This is a genomic window from Spirillospora sp. NPDC049024, from assembly GCF_040649235.1.
Classification (GTDB): domain Bacteria; phylum Actinomycetota; class Actinomycetes; order Streptosporangiales; family Streptosporangiaceae; genus Spirillospora.
The window spans coordinates 239,850-258,710 of the sequence record NZ_JBEZFD010000003.1 but is presented as its reverse complement, the minus strand read 5'-3'; the positions used below and the strand labels follow the sequence as shown (position 1 = coordinate 258,710).

At 75.3% G+C, this 18,861-nt stretch carries 18 protein-coding genes; 10 read left to right on the top strand and 8 right to left on the bottom strand.

Annotated elements, in window-relative coordinates; genetic code table 11:
* Positions 1-69: 69 nt before the first annotated feature.
* On the top strand, positions 70-1,647 hold the full coding sequence (locus tag AB0C21_RS06765; protein ID WP_500203075.1) for a right-handed parallel beta-helix repeat-containing protein: 1,578 nt from the start codon (positions 70-72) through the stop codon (positions 1,645-1,647).
* A gap of 71 nt (positions 1,648-1,718) precedes the next feature.
* Here AB0C21_RS06765 and AB0C21_RS06760 read toward each other — a convergent pair whose 3' ends face one another.
* Positions 1,719-2,186, bottom strand: coding sequence for a MarR family winged helix-turn-helix transcriptional regulator (locus tag AB0C21_RS06760; RefSeq protein ID WP_500203074.1), 468 nt, complete (start codon positions 2,184-2,186; stop codon positions 1,719-1,721).
* Positions 2,187-2,263: 77 nt separating this feature from the next.
* Between AB0C21_RS06760 and wrbA the strand changes: the two genes are divergently transcribed.
* The 5 genes from wrbA to AB0C21_RS06735 all read left to right on the top strand — a co-directional run bounded on the left by wrbA (position 2,264) and on the right by AB0C21_RS06735 (position 7,943).
* Entirely contained in the window at positions 2,264-2,893 is a 630-nt protein-coding gene (gene wrbA, locus AB0C21_RS06755) for an NAD(P)H:quinone oxidoreductase (RefSeq protein WP_500203073.1), read from the top strand.
* Positions 2,894-2,974: 81 nt separating this feature from the next.
* On the top strand, positions 2,975-4,417 hold the full coding sequence (locus tag AB0C21_RS06750; RefSeq protein ID WP_500203072.1) for an MFS transporter: 1,443 nt from the start codon (positions 2,975-2,977) through the stop codon (positions 4,415-4,417).
* Positions 4,418-4,489: 72 nt separating this feature from the next.
* Positions 4,490-5,320, top strand: a complete 831-nt coding sequence (locus AB0C21_RS06745; protein WP_500203071.1) for a carotenoid biosynthesis protein — start codon at positions 4,490-4,492, stop codon at positions 5,318-5,320.
* Positions 5,308-6,762 carry a phytoene desaturase family protein gene (locus tag AB0C21_RS06740; RefSeq protein WP_500203070.1) on the top strand — a complete coding sequence of 485 codons (1,455 nt, stop codon included), beginning with the start codon at positions 5,308-5,310 and terminating at the stop codon, positions 6,760-6,762. The genes AB0C21_RS06745 and AB0C21_RS06740 overlap by 13 nt, the downstream gene beginning before the upstream one ends.
* Positions 6,762-7,943: a glycosyltransferase family 2 protein gene (locus tag AB0C21_RS06735; RefSeq protein WP_500203069.1), complete on the top strand. Its 1,182-nt coding sequence runs from the start codon at positions 6,762-6,764 to the stop codon at positions 7,941-7,943. The genes AB0C21_RS06740 and AB0C21_RS06735 overlap by 1 nt, the downstream gene beginning before the upstream one ends.
* On the opposite strand, the gene AB0C21_RS06730 is transcribed toward AB0C21_RS06735, so the two are convergent.
* Positions 7,894-8,487 (bottom strand): glycerol-3-phosphate acyltransferase, encoded by a 594-nt coding sequence (locus tag AB0C21_RS06730; RefSeq protein ID WP_500203068.1) that lies wholly within the window; start codon positions 8,485-8,487, stop codon positions 7,894-7,896. The genes AB0C21_RS06735 and AB0C21_RS06730 overlap by 50 nt on opposite strands.
* On the opposite strand from AB0C21_RS06730, the gene AB0C21_RS06725 reads away from it, so the two are divergent.
* Positions 8,462-9,211, top strand: a complete 750-nt coding sequence (locus AB0C21_RS06725; RefSeq protein WP_500203067.1) for a spheroidene monooxygenase — start codon at positions 8,462-8,464, stop codon at positions 9,209-9,211. The genes AB0C21_RS06730 and AB0C21_RS06725 overlap by 26 nt on opposite strands.
* Here AB0C21_RS06725 and AB0C21_RS06720 read toward each other — a convergent pair.
* The 6 genes from AB0C21_RS06720 to AB0C21_RS06695 form a co-directional block, all read right to left on the bottom strand.
* Complete coding sequence (locus AB0C21_RS06720) at positions 9,184-10,224, bottom strand: phosphate acyltransferase (RefSeq protein ID WP_500203066.1); 1,041 nt, start codon at positions 10,222-10,224, stop codon at positions 9,184-9,186. The two genes, AB0C21_RS06725 and AB0C21_RS06720, sit on opposite strands and share 28 nt — an antisense overlap.
* A 1-nt stretch (position 10,225) precedes the next feature.
* Positions 10,226-11,131: a phytoene/squalene synthase family protein gene (locus AB0C21_RS06715; protein WP_500203065.1), complete on the bottom strand. Its 906-nt coding sequence runs from the start codon at positions 11,129-11,131 to the stop codon at positions 10,226-10,228.
* Complete coding sequence (locus AB0C21_RS06710) at positions 11,128-12,603, bottom strand: phytoene desaturase family protein (RefSeq protein ID WP_500203064.1); 1,476 nt, start codon at positions 12,601-12,603, stop codon at positions 11,128-11,130. Before AB0C21_RS06710 ends, AB0C21_RS06715 begins: the two co-directional genes overlap by 4 nt.
* A 103-nt stretch (positions 12,604-12,706) precedes the next feature.
* A complete protein-coding gene (locus tag AB0C21_RS06705; protein ID WP_500203063.1) occupies positions 12,707-14,230 on the bottom strand; it encodes an SDR family oxidoreductase in 1,524 nt (507 codons plus the stop codon).
* Between the two features lie 53 nt (positions 14,231-14,283).
* Positions 14,284-15,582 carry a cryptochrome/photolyase family protein gene (locus tag AB0C21_RS06700; RefSeq protein ID WP_500203062.1) on the bottom strand — a complete coding sequence of 433 codons (1,299 nt, stop codon included), beginning with the start codon at positions 15,580-15,582 and terminating at the stop codon, positions 14,284-14,286.
* Positions 15,582-16,112: a TspO/MBR family protein gene (locus tag AB0C21_RS06695; protein ID WP_500203061.1), complete on the bottom strand. Its 531-nt coding sequence runs from the start codon at positions 16,110-16,112 to the stop codon at positions 15,582-15,584. The genes AB0C21_RS06700 and AB0C21_RS06695 overlap by 1 nt, the downstream gene beginning before the upstream one ends.
* 210 nt (positions 16,113-16,322) lie before the next feature.
* Here AB0C21_RS06695 and AB0C21_RS06690 point away from each other — a divergent pair, with 210 nt between their 5' ends.
* From AB0C21_RS06690 to AB0C21_RS06680, 3 genes are all read left to right on the top strand, one after another.
* The gene (locus AB0C21_RS06690; RefSeq protein WP_500203060.1) at positions 16,323-17,255 is read left to right on the top strand and encodes a MerR family transcriptional regulator; all 933 of its coding nucleotides are present in this window, start codon (positions 16,323-16,325) and stop codon (positions 17,253-17,255) included.
* Positions 17,256-17,369: 114 nt separating this feature from the next.
* Complete coding sequence (locus tag AB0C21_RS06685; RefSeq protein ID WP_500203059.1) at positions 17,370-17,882, top strand: RNA polymerase sigma factor; 513 nt, start codon at positions 17,370-17,372, stop codon at positions 17,880-17,882.
* On the top strand, positions 17,879-18,856 hold the full coding sequence (locus tag AB0C21_RS06680) for a YbgA family protein (protein ID WP_500203058.1): 978 nt from the start codon (positions 17,879-17,881) through the stop codon (positions 18,854-18,856). The genes AB0C21_RS06685 and AB0C21_RS06680 overlap by 4 nt, the downstream gene beginning before the upstream one ends.
* Positions 18,857-18,861 lie beyond the last annotated feature (5 nt).

Below are 18,861 nucleotides of genomic sequence, written 5' to 3'. Positions count from 1 at the left end.
CACAGTGCTCCCACCACCCGCCGTGCCAGCGACCCCCTCTGGCACAAACCACCCGATTGGAGAACGACGATGCAGCTGAGACCCCTCATCGCGTGCGGCGGCCTGCTGGCCGGCGCGCTCGTCGCGCTGCCCGGCGCCGCCGCGCACGCCGCCACCGTCCGCTACGAGGCCGAGACCTCGCCGGCGGTGTGCACCGGCACCATCGACTCCGACCACGGCGGCTACTCCGGCAGCGGGTTCTGCAACGGCACGAACCGGGCCGGCGCCTACGCGCAGTTAACGGTGAACGCGTCGGCGGCCGGCAGCGCGACGCTGCGGGTCCGCTTCGCCAACGGCACCTCCGGCGCCCGGCCCGCGGACGTCGCCGTGAACGGCTCCGCCGTCCCGTCGGTGTCGTTCGAGAGCACGGGCTCGTGGGACGCCTGGGCCACGAAGACGATCACGGTGACGCTGAACGCGGGCGCCAACACCGTCCGGTTCACCCCCACCGGCGCCGAGGGCCTGCCCAACATCGACTACGTCGACGCCGAGACCGGCGATACCCCGCCCCCCACCGGCGGCGACACGCTGTACGTGGCCCCGAACGGCAGCGACGGCGCGTCCGGGACCCAGGCGGACCCGACGACGCTCACCTCGGCGATCGGGCGCATCACCCCAGGCGGGACGATCTACCTGCGCGGCGGGACCTACCGCTACTCGCAGACGGTCACCATCCCGCAGGGCCGCAACGGCTCCCAGGGCGACCGCACGGAGCTGTTCGCCTATCCCGGTGAGACGCCGGTCCTGAACTTCGCCGCCATGAGCGAGGACCCCGCCAACCGCGGCCTCGCCGTGAACGGGTCGTACTGGCACGTCCGCGGCGTCGTCGTCGAGCACGCGGGCGACAACGGGATCTTCGTGGGCGGCAGCGGCAACGTCATCGAGCGCACGGTGACCCGCTTCAACCGCGACTCCGGGCTCCAGATCTCGCGGATCGCCTCCGACACCCCGCGCGACCAGTGGCCGTCCGGCAACCTCGTGCTGAGTTCGGAGTCGCACGACAACGCCGACTCCGACGGGGAGGACGCCGACGGCTTCGCCGCGAAGCTCACCGTCGGCTCCGGCAACGTCTTCCGCTACGACGTCTCCCACAACAACATCGACGACGGCTGGGACCTCTACACCAAGAGCGAGACCGGCGCCATCGGCCCGGTGACCATCGAGGACTCCCTCTCCTACGGCAACGGCACGCTCTCCAACGGCGGCCAGGCCGGGAACGGCGACCGCAACGGCTACAAGCTCGGCGGCGAGGACATCGCGGTCAAGCACGTCGTCCGGCGCAACATCGCCTACCGCAACGGCCACCACGGATTCACCTACAACCGGAACCCCGGCCCGATGACGGTGTCGGACAACGCGAGCATCGACAACGCCGAGCGCAACTTCTCGTTCGACGCGGGCAACTCGGTGTTCCGGAACGACACCTCGTGCCGGTTCGGCGTCGACGGATCGAACGACAAGGTCGTCGGCGACGCCGACGGCTCCAACCAGTTCTGGACCGGCGCGAACGGCTCCCGGTGCTCCTCCTACGCCGGCGCCCTCGGCTGGTCCTTCGCCTCGGACGGCCGCCTCCTCGTGACTTTCGGAGGCAGGGCCCTCAAGTCCTGACGGCTCCCTGATCCCGGCCTTCCCCCAGCCCGGCGCCGGGGAAGGCCGGGGTCGTCGCGCGCCACCCGGTGTCATCGTCGCGCGGGGCCGGGGTCGTCGTGGCGGGCGCGGCGGGTGTCGACGTTGGCGGTCAGGGTGCCGAGCACGCCGGGCAGGTCCGCCACGGTCTGCTCGGGCAGGCCGGCCACCGTCTCCTCCGCCAGGTCGCACCACAGCTCCTTGACCCGCTCGGCCAGGGCCGCCCCGGAGTCGGTGAGCTCCACGATGCTGGCGCGCCTGTCGGACGGCGCGGGCCTGCGGCGGATGTGGCCGGACGCCTCCAGCTTGCGGGCCATGAGCGTGACGCTGGGCGGCTCGCAGCCGAGGGCCTCGCTGAGCTGGGCCTGGATCCGCGGGCCGGTCCGGGCGAGTTCGAGCAGCAGCGTCTCCTGGCCGGGATGCAGGCCGAGCGGGGTGAGCAGCGCCGCGGCCCGGGCCCGGTGGCGCAGGCTCAGCATGCGGATGGCCTGGTTGATCGCGTCGGCGCGGTCGAAGTCCACGGCCCCTCCTTGACGAGATAGTTATGCGCATAACATTATGCGGATAACTAATTCTAGCGCGACGTCGAGGAGCCGACATGTCCGTGAAGGTCGCCGTCATCTACTACAGCTCGACGGGCGCCGTGCACGCGCTCGCCCAGGCCGTCGCCGAAGGCGCCGCCTCGGCCGGGGCCGAGGTGAGGCTGCGGCGGGTCGCCGAGCTGGCGCCGGAGAGCACGATCGACGAGAACCCGCAGTGGCGGCGGCACAGGGACGCCACCGCCTCGATCGCCGAGGCCGCGGTCGAGGACCTGGCCTGGGCCGACGCGTACGCGTTCGGCACGCCGACCCGCTTCGGCGCGCCCGCCGCGCAGCTCAAGCAGTTCATCGACCAGACGGCCGGACTCTGGCGGGAGGGCGTGCTCGCCGACAAGCCGGTGACGGCCTTCACCTCGGCGTACAACCGGCACGGCGGCAACGAGGCCACGCTCATCTCGCTGGCGAACGTCTTCTACCACTGGGGCGCGCTGATCGTCCCGCCCGGCTACACCGACCCGGCCGTCTACGCCGCCGGAGGCAACCCCTACGGCGCCTCGTCCGTGACCGGCCCGTCCGGCGACGGCCCCGACACGGCGGTCCTCGACGCGGCCCGCTACCAGGGCCGCCGCCTGGCCGAGACCGCCCTCCGCCTACTCGCGGGCAGCCGTGAGCGGGTGGGTCACCCGTGAATCGCTCCCTGGCGGTGCGGGCGCGTACCGGCAGGCCCGATCGCCGCACCGGCTGTACCCACTCGTCCCTAGGAGGCGCTCGTGTCGTCCGAACCGATTGAGAAGACCCTGGTCCCCGACCCCGGGGAGGTGAGGACCGGCCCCGCCTGGATGGTGCTGGGGCTGGTCTGCGCCTGCCAGTTCATGGTGATTCTGGACGCGTCCATCGTCAACGTCGCCCTGCCCTCGATCGACCGCGACCTCGGCTTCTCGGCCGCGGGCCTCGCCTGGGTGGTGAACGGGTACCTGCTCACCTTCGCCGGCCTGATGCTGCTGGGCGGACGCGCCGCCGACCTGTTCGGCCACCGCCGGACGCTGGCCGCCGGGATGTTCCTGTTCTCCGCCTCCAGCCTGGTCGGCGGGCTGGCGCACGCGCCGCAACTCCTGGTGGCGGCGCGCGTCGTCCAGGGCGTGGGGGCCGCCATGCTGGCCCCGGCGACGCTCGCCGTGATCAGCACCGGCTTCCCCGGGGAGCGTGCGCGCGCGAAGGCGTTCGGCGCGTGGTCCGCCGCCGGCGGCGTGGGCGGGATGGCGGGCGCGGTCGCGGGCGGGGCCCTCACGACGGGCCTGTCCTGGCGCTGGGTCTTCCTGATCAACGTGCCGATCGGCGCGGTGCTGATCGTGGTGGCCATGACGGCGCTGACCGGCGCCCGAGCCGGCCGGCGGGAGCCGCTCGACCTCACCGGCGCCGTCACCGGGACGGCGGGGCTGGCCGCGCTCATCTACGGGGTCATGCAGAGCACCGACCACGGCTGGACGGCCGCGCGGGTCGCCGGGCCGGTCGCGGCGGGCCTGCTCCTCATCGCCGCCTTCCTCGTGGTGGAGGGACGCTTCGCCGCCCGGCCGCTGATGCCGCTGCGGCTGTTCCGGATCAGGGGAGTGGCCGTGGGCAGCGGCATGCTGCTGCTCTTCGGAGGGATCGCGCCCGCGATGTGGTACTTCACGTCGCTGTTCCTGCAGAACGTCCTGGACTACGGCGCGCTCCGGGCCGGGCTCGGGCAGACGCCCGCGGCCGTGACGTTCCTGGTGGTCGCGCGCATCGCCGCCGGCCTGCTGCCCCGCACCGGCGCGCGCCTCCTGATACTGGCGGGCTGCGGCTGCTTCCTGGCCGGATTCGGCTGGCTCTCCCAGGCGGACGCCGCCGGCGGCTACCTCGCCGCCGTGCTCGGGCCGACGCTGCTCGTCGCGGTCGGCATCGGGCTGACGTTCCCCACCCTCATGGCGGTGACGACCGCCGGTGTCCCGGCGGGCGACGCCGGGATCATCGGCGGCGTGGCCAACACCGCGGCCCAGGCGGGCGGCGCGGTCGGGCTCGCGGTCCTCGCGACGGCCGCCACCGCCCGGACGGCGGCGGCGCCCGGCGGGCCGGCCGCGGTCGAGGCCCTCGCCGCCGGCTACGACCGGGTCTTCCTCATGGCGGCCGGGCTGGGCCTGCTGATCGCGGCGGTCGGCCTGCTGCTGCCGCGCCGCCGAGAGGCCGCGTGACGGCGCGCCGCGAAAGCCCGGCGCCGATGCATCCGCTGAGCCGCCTCCCTCCGAAGTGGTCGTGTGGGATTTGTGCGCAGAAAGCGGCTCGCCTGGGACGTCCCCGCGTCGAGCCCTCTCGGACTGGTCGGCGCCGGGCTGCTGGGCGCGATGGTGGTGGCCCAGGTCGCGTCCGGGCTGAGACCTGAGCCGATCCGGCTGACCGGCGTGGTCGTGGTGCTGCTGGCGGCGAGCGCGGTGGCGTTCCTCGCCGCCCGGCACGGCCCCGTCCGCGCGGCGGGGGCGTTCGCCGCCGCGGTGGCCATCGGGTACGCGGCCGAATGGGTGGGAATCCGGACGGGCCTGCCGTTCGGGCAGTACTCCTACACGTCGGTGCTGCGGCCGCAGGCGGGCGGCGTCCCCGTCATCGTGGCCTTGGCGTGGGGCGGCATGGGGTTGGCCGCGCACGCCGTCGCGTCCGCGATCGCGCCGGAGCACGGGTTCGTGCGGTGGGCGGCGGGGGCCGTGGCGCTGACGGCCTGGGACCTGTTCCTGGACCCGCAGATGCTCCGGCTCGGGCTGTGGACGTGGGCGGACGGCGGCCCGTACCGGGGCGTGCCGCTCAGCAACTTCGCCGGATGGCTGGCGGTGTCCCTGCTGGTCATGCTGGTGATCGACCTGATCGTGGGACGGGAGGACAGCGCCGTCCCGTTCCACGCCCCCGGCCGGTACCGGGTACCGGGACCGTCCAGGGAGTCCGGCCCGTCCCCGGGGCTCGTCACGCTCTACACGGTGATGGCGGCGATGGAGACGCTGGCGTTCGCGGCGGTGTTCGAGCCCCGGGATCCGCTGGTCGCGGTGGCGGGCGGTGTGGCGATGGGGGCGTTCGCCGTCCCGGCGTGGAGGCGCGCATGGCGGAAGTGATCGTGGTCGGCGGCGGGGTCGGCGGGATGGTCGCCGCGTTGCGGCTGGCGCGCGGCGGCCACGGTGTCCGCCTCTACGAGAGGCTGCCCCGGCTCGGCGGGAAGCTGGCGGAGTACGAGCGGGACGGGTTCGCGTTCTCGCTCGGCCCGTCCCTGCTGACCATGCCGCACCTGTTCCGGGAACTCGGGGCGGACGTCCCGCTGGTGGAGTTGGACGAGTTGTGCCGCTACCACTTCGCCGACGGGTCGCGCCTGCGCGCGTTCCGCAGCCCCGGCCTCATGGAGAAGGAGGTCGAGAGCCTCAGTCCTGGGCAGGGAGCGGCCTGGCGGTCCTTCTACGGATGGGCGGAGAAGTGCCTCGCGGCCTCGCGGCGGACGTTCTTCGCCGGTCCGCTGGGCCGGCCCCCCGAACGGCCCGGGTTCGGCGACCTGTTCGCGGTCGCGCCGGGCCGGACGCTGGACGGGGTGGCGCGGCGCTTCTTCGACGACCCGCGGCTCCGCCAGTACGTCGACCGGTACGCGACCTACGCGGGGTCGAGCCCGTACCGGGCGCCGGCCGCCCTCGGCTGCGTCCCGGCCATCGAGCACGGGGACGGCGGCTGGTACGTGGCGGGCGGGCTGCCGCGGATCGCCGACGCCCTCGCCCGGCTGCTGACCGGGGCGGGCGTCGAGGTGCGCACGGGAACCGAGGTGGCGGAGGTGACCGCCGACCGTTCGGCGGTTTCGGGCGTGGTCCTGGCGTCGGGGGAGCGGGTGCGGGCGGACGCCGTGGTCGTCAACGCCGACGCCGCCGCGCTGTACGGCTGGCTGCTGCCCGACCGGCGCCGGCTGCGCAGGCTCGCCGGGCTCGGCCTTTCGTCGTCGGCGCTGCTCCTGCTCGCGGGAGTCGAGGGCCGGACGGAGGGGCTCCCGCACCATTCCGTCGTGTTCTCGGCGGACTACCGGCGGGAGTTCGACGACATCTTCGGGCGGAGGGTGCCGCCGGAGGACCCGACCGTCTACATCGGCTGCTCGGCGGTGGACGACCCGACGCAGGCCCCGGGCGGCGCGGAGAACTGGGTGATGCTGGTGAACGTCCCGGCGCGCGATCCCGGCCGGTGGCCGATGTCCCGCGAGTCCTACCGGGACCTGGTGCTGGAGCGGCTGGCGAAGCGCGGGCACGACCTCTCCGGGCGGCTCCGGTTCGTGGAGATGTTCACGCCCGCCGACCTGCGCGACCGGTACGGCGCCTGGGGCGGGGCCATCTACGGCACCGCCTACCAGGGGCGTTTCGCGCCGTTCCGCAGGCCGGGCAACCGCGGCCCGCGGCGCGGGCTCTACCTGGTGGGCGGGTCGGCGCATCCGGGCGGCGGCCTCCCGCTCGTCGCGATGGGCGGGCGGATCGTCGCCTCCCTCGTCGACGAGGACTTCGGCGGCGCGTCCCGGGAACGGGCGGAAACGTGATGCGGCCGCTCACCGTGCTCCAGGCGGCCGCCGCCGCGGTCGTCGCCGCGCGGCTCGCCCGGGGGCGCCGCCGTCCCGCGCCGCTGCGGCCGGGCCTGTCCGGACCGCCGCCGGACCGGGTGTCGGTGGTCGTCCCCGCCCGCGACGAGGAGTCCCGCATCGAGGACTGCCTGACGCCGCTGTTGTCCGACCCGGCGGTGGGCGAGGTCATCGTCGTGGACGACGAGTCCCGCGACGGCACCGCGCGGCTGGCCGAGCGGCTCGGCGCCACCGTCGTCACGGGCGCGCCGCTGCCGGACGGGTGGGTCGGCAAGCAGTGGGCGCTGCACCAGGGCGTGCAGGCCGCGAAGGGCCCGATCGTGGTCCTGCTGGACGCCGACACGCGTCCCAGGGAGGGCCTCTGCGCGGAGCTTGCGGCGCTGCTGGGCTCCCACGACCTGGTGAGCGCGGGACCCCGGTTCATCTGCGGCGGCGCTCTGGAGCAGGCGCTGCACGCCTCGCTGCTGGCCACGCTCGTCTACCGCTTCGGACCGATCGGGCCGAGCAGCCCGATCGGCCCGAGAGGCCCCGTCCGGCGGGATGCCGCCGTGGAGCGGCTGCTCGTCAACGGCCAGTGCATGGCGTTCCGCAAGGCGCGGATGGCCGAGGCCGACGGGTTCGCGCGCGTCAGGCACCATCTCACCGACGACGTGGCGCTCGGACGGCTGCTCGCCCGCGACGGGTGGCGGGTCGCGTTCGTGGACGCCGGCCCGCTCCTGGAGGTGGACATGCACACCTCCGCCGCGAACGTGTGGCGCGAGTGGGGCCGGTCCATCGCGCTGCGGGACGTGACCCCGGCCAGACGGCTGGCGGGCGACCTGGCCGTGGTCTGGCTGACCGCCGCGCTTCCCGTCCTGCGGCTCGCGGCCGGACGGACCACCCCGCTCGACCTCGGCCTGCTGGCGCAGCGGCTCCTGCTCGTGGCGGCGCTGCGCGACAGTTACGTGCAGCCGGGCCCCGGCCTCGCGGCGTCCCCGCTGCTGGACGTCGCGACGGCCGTGCGGCTCACGTGGTCGGCGCTGCTGCCGGCGCGTTCCTGGCGCGGCAGGGCCTACGGCCGGGACCACGGCCGCGGACGCGGCCCGGCGGTGATCAGGCCCGCCGGCCGGCCAGCGCCGCCTGTCCGAACCGCAGCCCGATGAGGCACATGAGCACCCCGGTCCCGGCGACCTGCTCGACCGGCGCGAAGAACAACTGCAGCACCGGCAGCGAGAACACCGCCAGGCGGGAGCCCCACGCGAACGAGAAGGCGAAGGTCCCCGCGAAGAGCAGGACGAGGCCGAGCGCGAACGCCGCCGGGCAGATCACCGCGAACCCGCCCGCGAAGGTGAGGATCGAGCGTCCGCCCCGGCGGCCGGCGAACACCGGCCAGGCGTGGCCGATCATCGCCGCGCCCACCGCCGCGTACACCGGCAGGACGCTCGCCCCGGCCACCGAGCCGAACCGGCCCGTCTCGGCCCCGCTCACCAGCAGGCCGACGAGCCCGGCCGCCGTCCCCTTGAGCATGTCGCCCGCGAAGACGGGCACGGCGGCCCGCCGCCCGAGCTGCTCCTTGACGTTCCAGAAGCCGGGGTTGCGGTCACCGGCGTCGCGCGGATCGAGTCCGTGGGCCCGCCCGACGAGCACCGCGACCGGCACCGAGCCGAGCAGGTAGCCGCCGATGACCGCCACGAGCACGGGAATCATCGCCTCGTTCCACCTCATCAGGTATCCGGGACTGGACGCCATGCGGCACATGGCGTTCGACCGTCCGGTCCTGCGCGGCACCGGCGGCCTGCGGTTCTGGCGGCTGCTGGGGACGGGGCGGGGCCGGTCCACGGGCCTCGGCGCCGACCTGCGCCGCTGGGCCCTGTTCGCGGTGTGGGACGGCGAACCGGCGCTGGAGCGCTTCCTCGCGGGCTCGCCGATCGCGGCGCGCTGGCGGGACGAGGCCGAGGAGTCCTGGCACGTGCGGCTCGCGCCGCTGGCCTCCCACGGCGGCTGGGGAGGAGCCGACCCCCTCGCCGGGGCGGCGGCGCCGCCTGCGCCGCGCGGGCCGGTGGCCGTGCTGACCAGGGCGTCGATCCGGCCGGGACGGCTGGTGGCGTTCTACCGCTCCGTCCCGGACGCGGACCGCCTGCTGCGCGAGCAGGACGGCTGCCTCGACGCGGTCGGGATCGGGGAGTGGCCGCTCGCCCGGCAGGCGACGTTCTCGCTGTGGGAGGACGAGGCGGCCGTCCGCCGCTACGCCTACCAAGGGGGCGCCCACCGCGCGGTGATCGAGCGGGTCCGCCGCGAAGGCTGGTACAGCGAGGAGCTCTTCGCCCGCTTCGTCCCGTTCGGGAGCCAGGGCGGGTGGGACGGCCGCGACCCGCTGCGCCCCGTGGGCCGGGACGAGGCCGCTCACGGCACCGCCCCCGGCGCCCGCTGACCGTCCACGACGGCAGGCGCCCCGGCCGCATCCGACCTGGCGAAAGAGGGCGCTTCCCGGGATGGCGCCGCCAGGTCCCGCGCCACCACGCAGGCGCGCGCGACGGCCGCAGCGCCCGACGAACCGTGCGCGACGACGACCGTCCCGGTCAGGCCGAGCAGCGCGGCGCCTCCGTGGGTGTCGGCCGCGTACAGCCGTGCGACCTCCTCCAGCGGCCCGGGGTCGGCGCCCCCGGCGCGGGCGACGAGGCCGAGGGTCGTGCGGACGCACCCCTCGATGTTCTTCAGCACGACGTTCCCGGTGAACCCGTCCGTCACGACGACGTCCACGGTGCCGGCCAGCACGTCGTGCCCCTCGACGTTGCCGTGGAAGCGCACCGGCATCTCCGGCAGCAGCAGCGCCGCGTCGCGGACGAGCCGGTTTCCCTTGCCCGGCTCCGCCCCGATGGACAGCAGGCCCACCGACGGATCGGAGACGCCCAGGACGCCCCGCGCGTACTCGGTGCCGAGCGACGCGAACTGGGCCACCATCTCCGCCGTGGGGTCGGCGGTCCCGCCCGCGTCGACCAGGACTGTGAAGCCCGACGTGGTCGGCAGGGCCACGGCGAGCGCCGGGCGCAGCACGCCCTCGCGCCGCCCGAAGGCGCGGACCGCGCAGGACACCACCGCGCCGGTGGACCCGGCCGACACGAACGCCGCCCCCTCGCGCCGGGCCAGCTCGCAGCCCACCATCAGGCTCGACTTCGACTGGAAGGCGGCGCTCGACCCCCGGTCCGCCATGGGGACCACGTCGTCGGCGTGCTGCACCTCCACCTCGCCCGCGCCGCCGTGCCGCCGCAGCTCCTCGTCGATCTCGTCGGCCCGCCCCACGAGGAGGACGGGCACCCCGTGCTCGCGGCGCGCCGCCAGCGCGCCCGGCACCGTCTCGGCGGACCCGTGGTCGCCGCCCATCGCGTCCAGCACGACCCGCCGAGACGGGGCCGCCCGCCCGGCCGTCCCGCCCGATTCCCCCATGTCAGACCATCCCGGCGGGGACGCGCCGCTCGGCCCGGCCCGCGGCCGACGCCGCCACCAGGTGCCGCGCGTAGATGACGGCGCGGCGGCGGCGGGGGACGCGGGCCCGCGCGGTCAGCACGTCGTGGCCGGCCGCGGCGATCTCGTCCAGGATGCCGCCGTACAGCTCGTGCGCGGCGCGGATGCAGGGCCGCGAGGACGGCACCAGCAGCTTCACGCCCTCCAGCGCGCGGCCGTAGTGCTCCCGCGCCCGGTCGGCCTCGAAGGCGACCAGCTCGCGGACGCCGGGGGTGCACCTGCCGGAGGACAGGTCGTCCTCGGTCACGCCGAACCTCTTCAGGTCGTTCATCGGGAGGTAGACGCGGCCGCGGTCCAGGTCCTCGGCCACGTCGCGGATGAAGTTGGTCAGCTGGAACGCGCGGCCCAGCTCCCGGGCGGGCTCGCGCGCGGACCGCGCGGCGCCGGGCAGGGTCTCCAGGACCGGCAGCATCATCAGGCCGATGGCGGCGGCCGAGCCCTCCATGTAGGCCAGCAGGTCGTCGTAGGTCGCGTACCGGGTGACGGTCAGGTCGGCGCGCATCGACTCCAGGAACGCGTCGACGTCCGCGCGCTCGACGTCGAAGGACCGCACGGTGTGCACGAACGCGGGCAGCACCGGGTCCCGGACGGACTCGCCGGCCAGCGCGGCGTCGAGGCGCTCCTTGACCTGGTCCAGCGCCGCGGCCCGCCCCTCCTCGCCGGTGCCCTTGTACTCGTCGACGATGTCGTCCACGTGGCGGGCGAACCCGTACAGCGCGTGGACGTGCCTGCGTTTCCACGCCGGCAGCAGCAGCGTCGCCAGGTAGAAGGAGCGCCCGTGCCGGGCGTTGAGGCGGCGGCAGTGCTCGTAGCTCGCGGTCAGCGTCATCGGGCGCCCTCCAGGATCCGGGCGGCGGCCAGCCGCCCGGAGATCAGCGCCGGCGGGACCCCCACGCCGGGCGCGGTGTACATCCCGGCGAAGTGCAGTCCCGGGACGCGGCGGCTCCGGCCCGACGGGCGGAACCACGCCGTCTGCCGGAAGCGGTGGTCGAGGGCGAAGGGCGTGCCGGCCGAGTGGCCGAGGCGCGCCCACGCCGGCGGGTCGAAGGTCGCCCCGGGCACCGCCGACAGGTCGCCGTAGCCGAGGGCGGCCAGGCGGCGCAGCAGGCGGTCTTCGAGCCGCGGGGCCAGGCGGTCCCAGTCGGCTCCGCCCGCCGTGTTGGGCGCGGGCTCCAGGACGCTCAGCGTCGAGTGCCCGGCGGGCGCCGCGGTGTCGTCGGACTCGGGGCAGGTCACGAGCAGGCTCGGGTCGGGCTGCGGCCGTCCGGCCGCCAGGGCGGCGAACACGGTGCCCCACTCGCGGCCGAAGTGCAGGGTGTGGTGGGCCTGGCCGGGCAGCCGCCGGTCCAGCCCGAAATGCATGACCAGGCAGGACGGCGAGTACCGCGGCCTGCGCAGCCGCCAGTCGCCGGCCGCCTCGGGCAGCAGCCCGGCGTGCGCCCGCGGCAGGTCGCACGCGACGACGACGCTGCTCGCCGGGAGCCGCTCGCCGGTGTCCAGCCGGACCCCCGTCACCCCGTCCGCGCCGGTCTCGACCCGCTCGGCGCGGACGCCGTAGCGGATCGACGCCCCGGCCTTCTCCGCGACGGCCGCGAGCGCCTGCGGCACGGCGTGCATGCCGCCGCGCGCCGGGAAGTAGACGCCGCCGACGGTGTCCATGTGCGCGACGACCGCGTAGATCGCCAGAGCCTTGTGCGGAGGCAGCCCCACGTAGAGCGCCTGGAAGGTGTGCGCCCGGACGAGCCGCTCGTCCGTGAGCCGGCTCGCGACGAAGCGGTCAAGGCGCCGGAAACCGCCCGCGGCCGCCAGCTTGAGCAGCGCGTAGGGGCGTGCCATGCCGCGCAGCCGGGTCATGTCCGCGTCGATGAACGACGACCACTCCGCCTCGAACATCTCCCCGAGGCGCCGCCGGAACCTCAGGTACCGCGCCGCCTCGGCCGGCCCGCACAGCTCCCGGACGTTGGCGGCCATCCGCTCGGCACCGCCCACCACGTCCAGCCGGGACCCGTCATGGAAGGCCAGCCGGTAGAAGGGGTCCAGGCGCCGCAGCGGCAGGACGCTCTCCAGATCCGCGCCCGCCGCCCCGAACGTCTCGGCGAGCACCTCCGGCATGGTCAGCACCGAGGGACCGGTGTCGAACCGGTACCCGGCCGCGCGCGCCGTCCCGCAGCACCCGCCCGGCACGTCCCTGGCCTCGACCAGCACCACCTCGCGGCCCCGCGCCGCCAGGTGGACCGCGGCGGACAGCCCGCCGAGGCCCGCCCCGATCACGACGACCGGGCCCCGCACTGTTCTCTCCATCGCCGTCCCGTGTGAGTTCTGGGCAGTTCTTCAGGTCTGCACAGTTCTTCGGGACGCGACGGCCGCTCGGTTGCATCGCCCCGCGCGGTGCCCCGGAAGGGCTTCAGCGGGCGCGCACGGCCGGGTGGGGCTTCGGGGCCCGGCCGCGCCCGGCCGCGCGGACGATGCCCGTGCACATCCCCCCGAAGATCACGTCGTGGAACGGGCGGAACGCCCACCAGTACGCGTGCCCCGCGAGGCCCCGGGGGTGGAACAGGGCCCGCTGCGTGAGGGACGTCCGGGAGCCCTCCTGCCCCACCCGGAACTCCAGCCAGGCCAGCCCCGGCAGCCGCATCTCGGCCCGCAGGCGCAGCAGCCGCCCCCGCTCGATCTCCTCCACGCGCCAGAAGTCCACCGTCTCCCCGATCCGCAGCCGGCGCGGGTCGCGGCGGCCGCGCCGCAGCCCGACCCCGCCCACCAGCCGGTCGAGGACGCCCCGGGCCTGCCAGGCGACGGGGAAGGAGTACCAGCCCCGCTCCCCGCCGATCCCCTCGACCACCTCCCACAGCCGCTCCGGCGACGCGTCCGTCCAGCGGACCTGCTCGTCGGTGTAGAGGCTGCCGCCGGCCCAGTCCGGGTCCGTGGGCAGCGGGTCGCTGGGCGCGCCGGGGGTGCTCGCCGACGACCAGCGGGTGGCGACGTCCGCCTGCCGGACGCGGCGCAGCGCCCGCTCCACCGAGCGCTCGAACCCGATGGGCCCGTCCGGCGGCGGCGGAACGTACTCGGCGATGTCGTTCTCCCTGCACACCACCTCGTTGCGCAGCGACTCCACCAGCGGCCTCGCCAGGGCGCCGGGCACGGGCGTGATGCCGCCCACCCACAGGCTCGACAGCCGCGGGCTCAGCACCGGGACCGGCAGGATGATCCGCGGCTTCAGCCCCGCCACGCGCGCGTACCCGCGGATCATCTCGACGTAGGTGAGCACGTCCGGGCCGCCGATGTCGAACCCCCGGTTCACGTCCGGGGGCAGGTCCGCGCACGCCACCAGGTAGTACAGGACGTCGTGGATCGCGATCGGCTGGATGCGGGTGCGCACCCAGCGCGGCGTGACCATCACCGGCAGCCGCTCGGTCAGGTAGCGCAGCATCTCGAACGACGCCGAGCCCGCACCGATGATCACCGCGGCGCGCAGCCACGCGGTCGGCACCCCGCCGTCCAGCAGGATCCGGGCGACCTCGGCGCGGGACCGCAGGTGCGGCGACAGCTCCCCCTCCGGCTCCATCCCGCCGAGGTAGACCACCCGCCCGACCCCCGCCTCCCGCGCCGCGTCCGAGAACGTGCGGGCGGCCAGGCGGTCGGTCTCCGCGAAGCCGCCGTTGCCGCCGATCGCGTGGATCAGGTAGTAGGCGACGTCCACGCCCTCCAGGGCCCGCCGGGTCGACTCGGGATCGGTCGCGTCGGCCTCCGCGATCTCGACCCGGTCCACCCACGGGTAGTCGCGCAGCCGCCGGGCCGAGCGCGCCATGCACCGCACCCGGTGGCCCGCGTCCAGGAGTTCAGGCACCAGGCGGCCTCCGATATAGCCGGTGGCTCCCGTGACGAGGCACAGGCGCCCCTCGCCGGTCTCCGTGCGTTCACCGGTGTCCATGCGTCTCCTCGTTCGGTCGTCTGCGCGACGGCTCTCGCCGCCCGCCGCGGGGGTCATCGGTCGTCGGGGGCGAGGATGGGCGGCGGGTAGTCGAGGGCCCGCCTCCGGTCCTCGTCCAGTGCCCAGGGGCGGTGGACGCGGGCCCCTTCGAGGCCGGCCAGCTCGGGGACGTACCTGCGGACGTAGTCGCCGCGCGGGTCGAACCGCGTCGCCTGCCGGAACGGGTTCATCACCTGGTCGGGCCGGGTGCTGTTCCCGGTCCCGGCGACCCACTGCCAGTTCCCCGCGTTGTCGGCGACGTCGCCGTCGGCGAGCCACTCGTTGAAGTGGGCCAGGCCGAGCCGCCAGTCGATGCCGAGGTCGCGGGTCAGGAAGGAGGCGGTGACGAGCCGGGCGCGGTTGTGCATGAACCCTTCGCGGCGGAGCTGGCGCATCCCGGCGTCCACGATCGGGATGCCGGTCGTGCCGTCGCGCCACGCGGCGAAGGCGTCCTCGTCGTCCTTCCAGTTCCGGCCGCGCGGCCGGTAGTCGCGGCGCGGGAGGTCGGGGAAGGCGGCGGCGACCTGGTGGTGGAAGTCCCGCCAGGCCAGCTGGCGCCGGAAGGCGTCCGGCGCCGACCCGGCCAGCTCCCGCGGCGAGACGCAGCCGAACTTCAGGTAGGGGCTGAGCCGGGACGTGCGGTCGGCGGCGAGGTCGTCTCTGACCCGGTCGTACTCCGCCGCGTCCTCGCGCAGCCACGCCTTCATGCGCTCGCGCCCCTTGCCCTCCCCGCCGGGTGCGAGGTCGGGGGACGGGGTGCCCGAGACCAGGTCGGCGAGCCGAGGCAGCGCGCCCGGCTCCACACCGGACGGCAGCCGGATCTCCTTGGGCGCCTCCACGGCCGGGCGCCAGCGGGCCTCCTCCCAGGCCCGCCAGTACGGGGTGAACACCTTGTAGTGGTCGCCGCTGGCCGGAGTGAGGTCGCCGGGCGGGACGACCGTGATGCCGGGGTGCGCCGACACGTCCAGTCCGAGGTCGCGGAGGCGGGCGAGGCGCCGTTCCGCGTACGCCGACCGCTCGTCGGCGAGGTGCAGCGAGCGGGCGCCGGTCTCCCGGGCCAGCCGGGCGGTCTCCGCGGCCGGGTCGCCGCGCCGCACCACCAGGTCGCCGCCCCGTGCGGCCAGCGACTTCCGCAGGTCGTCCAGGCTGTCGAGGAGGAACCGGACGCGGTTCGGCACGGCGAACGGCCCGTCCAGGATCGCGTCGTCGAAGACGAAGAGCGGGACGACCCGCCCGGCCCCGCACGCCGCGGCCAGGGCGGGGTTGTCGCGCACCCGCAGGTCGCGGGTGAACAGCAGGATCGACGTGTCCATCACCTGAGTCTTCGGAGCCGCGGGCGCGAGCGGTTGCGGTAGGCGATGTCGCCGTTCAGCGCGGTGGCGAACGCGCACCACGCCGCGTACGGGACGAGGGCGGCGGCCGCGACGCGGTCGGTGCGGGCCGTGCGGCGGATCAGTTCGGCGTTGCTGGCGTCCAGCAGCAGCGTGCCCGCGACCCCCGCGCTCGGGCTGCGGCGGCCGAAGAACAGGTGGTTCCAGCCCGCGTTCAGCGCCAGGTTGACGCCGAGGCTCGCGGCCAGGGCGCGGCGCCGGCGGCCCCGGGTCCGCAGCAGTGCGCGCCCGCCCGCCCAGGCGACGGTGGCGTACAGGGGCGTCCACACGACCCCGAACGCCCAGGAGGGCGGCTGCCACGGCGGCTTCCGCAGCGCGCGGTACCAGCGGCTGTCGGCGTCGACCGCCTTGCCCCCGGCCGCGGCGGCCGCCGCCACCGCCGCGGTGGTGGCCCCGTAGACCGCCCACCGGCCGCTCGCCCGGACGTGGTGCTGCTCGTTCGTCGGCTCCATGGCCGGGACCCTTCCCGCTCCGGCGGCGTCCGCACGTGGTCGGCGGTCCGCGTTCGCGGAGGTCAGCGCACCTTCGGGATGCAACCGGGAGGGACGGTCCCGGCGAAGACCACAGAGACCGCACGACACGGGGGACCGCACGACACGGGGGACCGCACGGCCGGTGGGGTCTACGCTGTGCCGTCGGAGCAGCACGGGAGACCGAAGAGCATGGGTGGGGAGCCGGACCGGGAGCCGGGGCTGGGCGTGGGCGCGGTGGCGCGGCGCCTGGGTCTCGCGGCCGCCACCCTGCGCACGTGGGACCGCAGGTACGGCATGGGCCCGAGCGGCCGCAGCCCGGGCGGCCACCGCCGGTACACGCCCGAGGACGTGGCGCGGCTCGAAGCGATGCAGCGGCTGATCCTGGAGGGCGCCCCGCCGGGCGAGGCCGCCCTCGCGGCGCGGAACGAACCGCCCGGCGCGCCGCGCCGGCCGCGCGGGCACGGCGCGGGCGGCAACCGCGTCCCCGTCGGGGAGCCGCCCGCCGGAGCGGACGCGGCCGAGGTCCGCGGGCTGGCCCGTGCGGCGATGTCGCTGGACGTCCCCGCGATGGGCGACGCCATCAGGTCCGCGATCACGCGGGGCGGGGTCGTGCACGCCTGGGACGGCCTGATGGTCCCGGTCCTGGCCGGCATCGGCCGCAAGCACGCGGTGGGCGGTGAGTGCGTCGAGGTCGAGCACCTGCTGTCCACGGTGGCGATCGGCTGCCTGGCGGAGGTGCCGACGCCCGAGCGCCCGCTGAACGTCCGGCCCGTCGTGCTCGCCTGCGCCCCGGAGGAGCAGCACAGCCTGCCGCTGTACGCGCTGGCCGCCGCGCTGGCGCAGGCCGGGGTCGCGGCGAGCCTGCTGGGCGCGCGGGTGCCCCCGGACGCCCTCGCCGCCGCGATCCGGCGCACCGGGCCGGGCGCCGTCTTCGTCTGGTCGCAGACCGCCGAGACCGGCGACCCGGAGTGGCTCGCCGGCCTCCCCGGCACCCGCCCCATGGTGCGGCTCCTGGTCGGCGGCCCGGGGTGGAGACAGGACCGGCTGCCCGACTCCGTCCGGTTCGTGACGAGTCTTTCCCAAGCCGTCACCGAGATTTTGAACGGCCCCGCAGCGCCCTGATTCACCGCGAAAGCCGCGCGCCCGCACCCCCCTTCACCCTTCGTGGCCCGACATCGCCTCTGGAATCGACTATGAACAAGTTTTGAAACGATTCCTCCGGGAAAGGCCCAGGTCATGAACCTGGGAGAGCGGCTCGTACGCGGCGACGAGAGCGCGCTTGCGGAGTGCTACACCGTGCTCGGCCCGCTCGTGCGCCGCCACGTCGTCCGGCTGGTGCCCCGGCACGCCGTGGACGACGTCGTCCAGTTGGTCTTCCTGGAGGTCTGGCGGTCGCGCCGCCGCTTCGACCCGGAGCGCGCCCTGGAGCCCTGGGTCCTCGCCATCGCCCGCAGGCGAGCCATCGACCAGCTCCGCGCCGAGGCCCGCCACTACCGCAGGACGCTGCCCCTGGACGACCACGCCGAGCTGCCCGCCGCGCGGACGCCCGACGCCTCGCCGTCCGTGGAGACCGCCTGCGACGTCCGGGACGCCCTGGCGGTCCTGCCCATGCCGCAGCGGCAGGCGATCGTGATGGCCCATTTCGGGCAGCTGACCCAGACGGAGATCGCCGACCGGCTGTCCGTCCCGCTGGGCACCGTCAAGGCGCGCACGGCCCGCGGCCTGCGCCGGATGAGAGAGCTTCTATGACCGCCTCCGGCGGCCCCTACCCGCGCCCCAGGCTGGCGGTGTCGAGCTGCCTGCTGGGCGCGCCGGTCCGGTACAACGCCGGCCACAGCCGCGACCGGTTCCTCACCGACGTGCTGGACCCCCACGTCGACTGGGTCCCGGTCTGCCCCGAGATGGAGATCGGCCTCGGGGCGCCGCGTCCCACGCTACGGCTCCACACCGACGGGCACGTCGTCACCAGGGACGGGACGGCCGACCACACCGCCGCGATGACCGCCCTCGCGGAGACCCGCATCCCCCAGCTGGAGGAGCTGGACGGCTACGTGCTCAAGTCGCGCTCGCCGTCCTGCGGGCTGTTCCGCCTGCCGCGCTACGCCTCCGGCAAGCCCGGCGAGCGCACCGACGACCAGCCCGTGGACCGCCGGGGCCGCGGGTTGTTCGCCGACCTCGTCACCGAGGCGCTCCCGGACCTGCCCGCGGAGGAGGACGGCCGGCTCCGCGACCCGCTCCTGCGCGAGCACTTCATCGAGCGGATCTACGCCCACGCCCGGCTCCGCGAACTCTTCGCCTCCGACTGGCGGCCCCGCGACCTGGTCGCCTTCCACAGCCGCCACAAGCTCCAGATCCTGGCGCACGACCCGTCCGCCTACCAGGCGCTCGGACGGATCGTCGCGGACGCGGGCTGCCGTCCGCGCGAGGAACTGGAGGACGGATACCGGCACGCGTTCAGCGCGGCGCTCGCCGTCCGCCCCCGGAGGGGCCGCCACATGAACGCCCTCCAGCACGTCTTCGGGATGCTCAGCGACCACTTGGACGACACCCGCCGCCACGACCTCCTGGACGCCATCGAGACCTACCGGCAGGGGCAGGCCCCGCTCAGCGTCCCCATCGCCCTGCTGCGCCACCACGCCATGGGCGAGGGAGTCGACTACCTGACCCAGCAGACCTACCTGGACCCCTACCCCGCCGACCTGGTCCTCCGCCACTACCTGTGACGCCG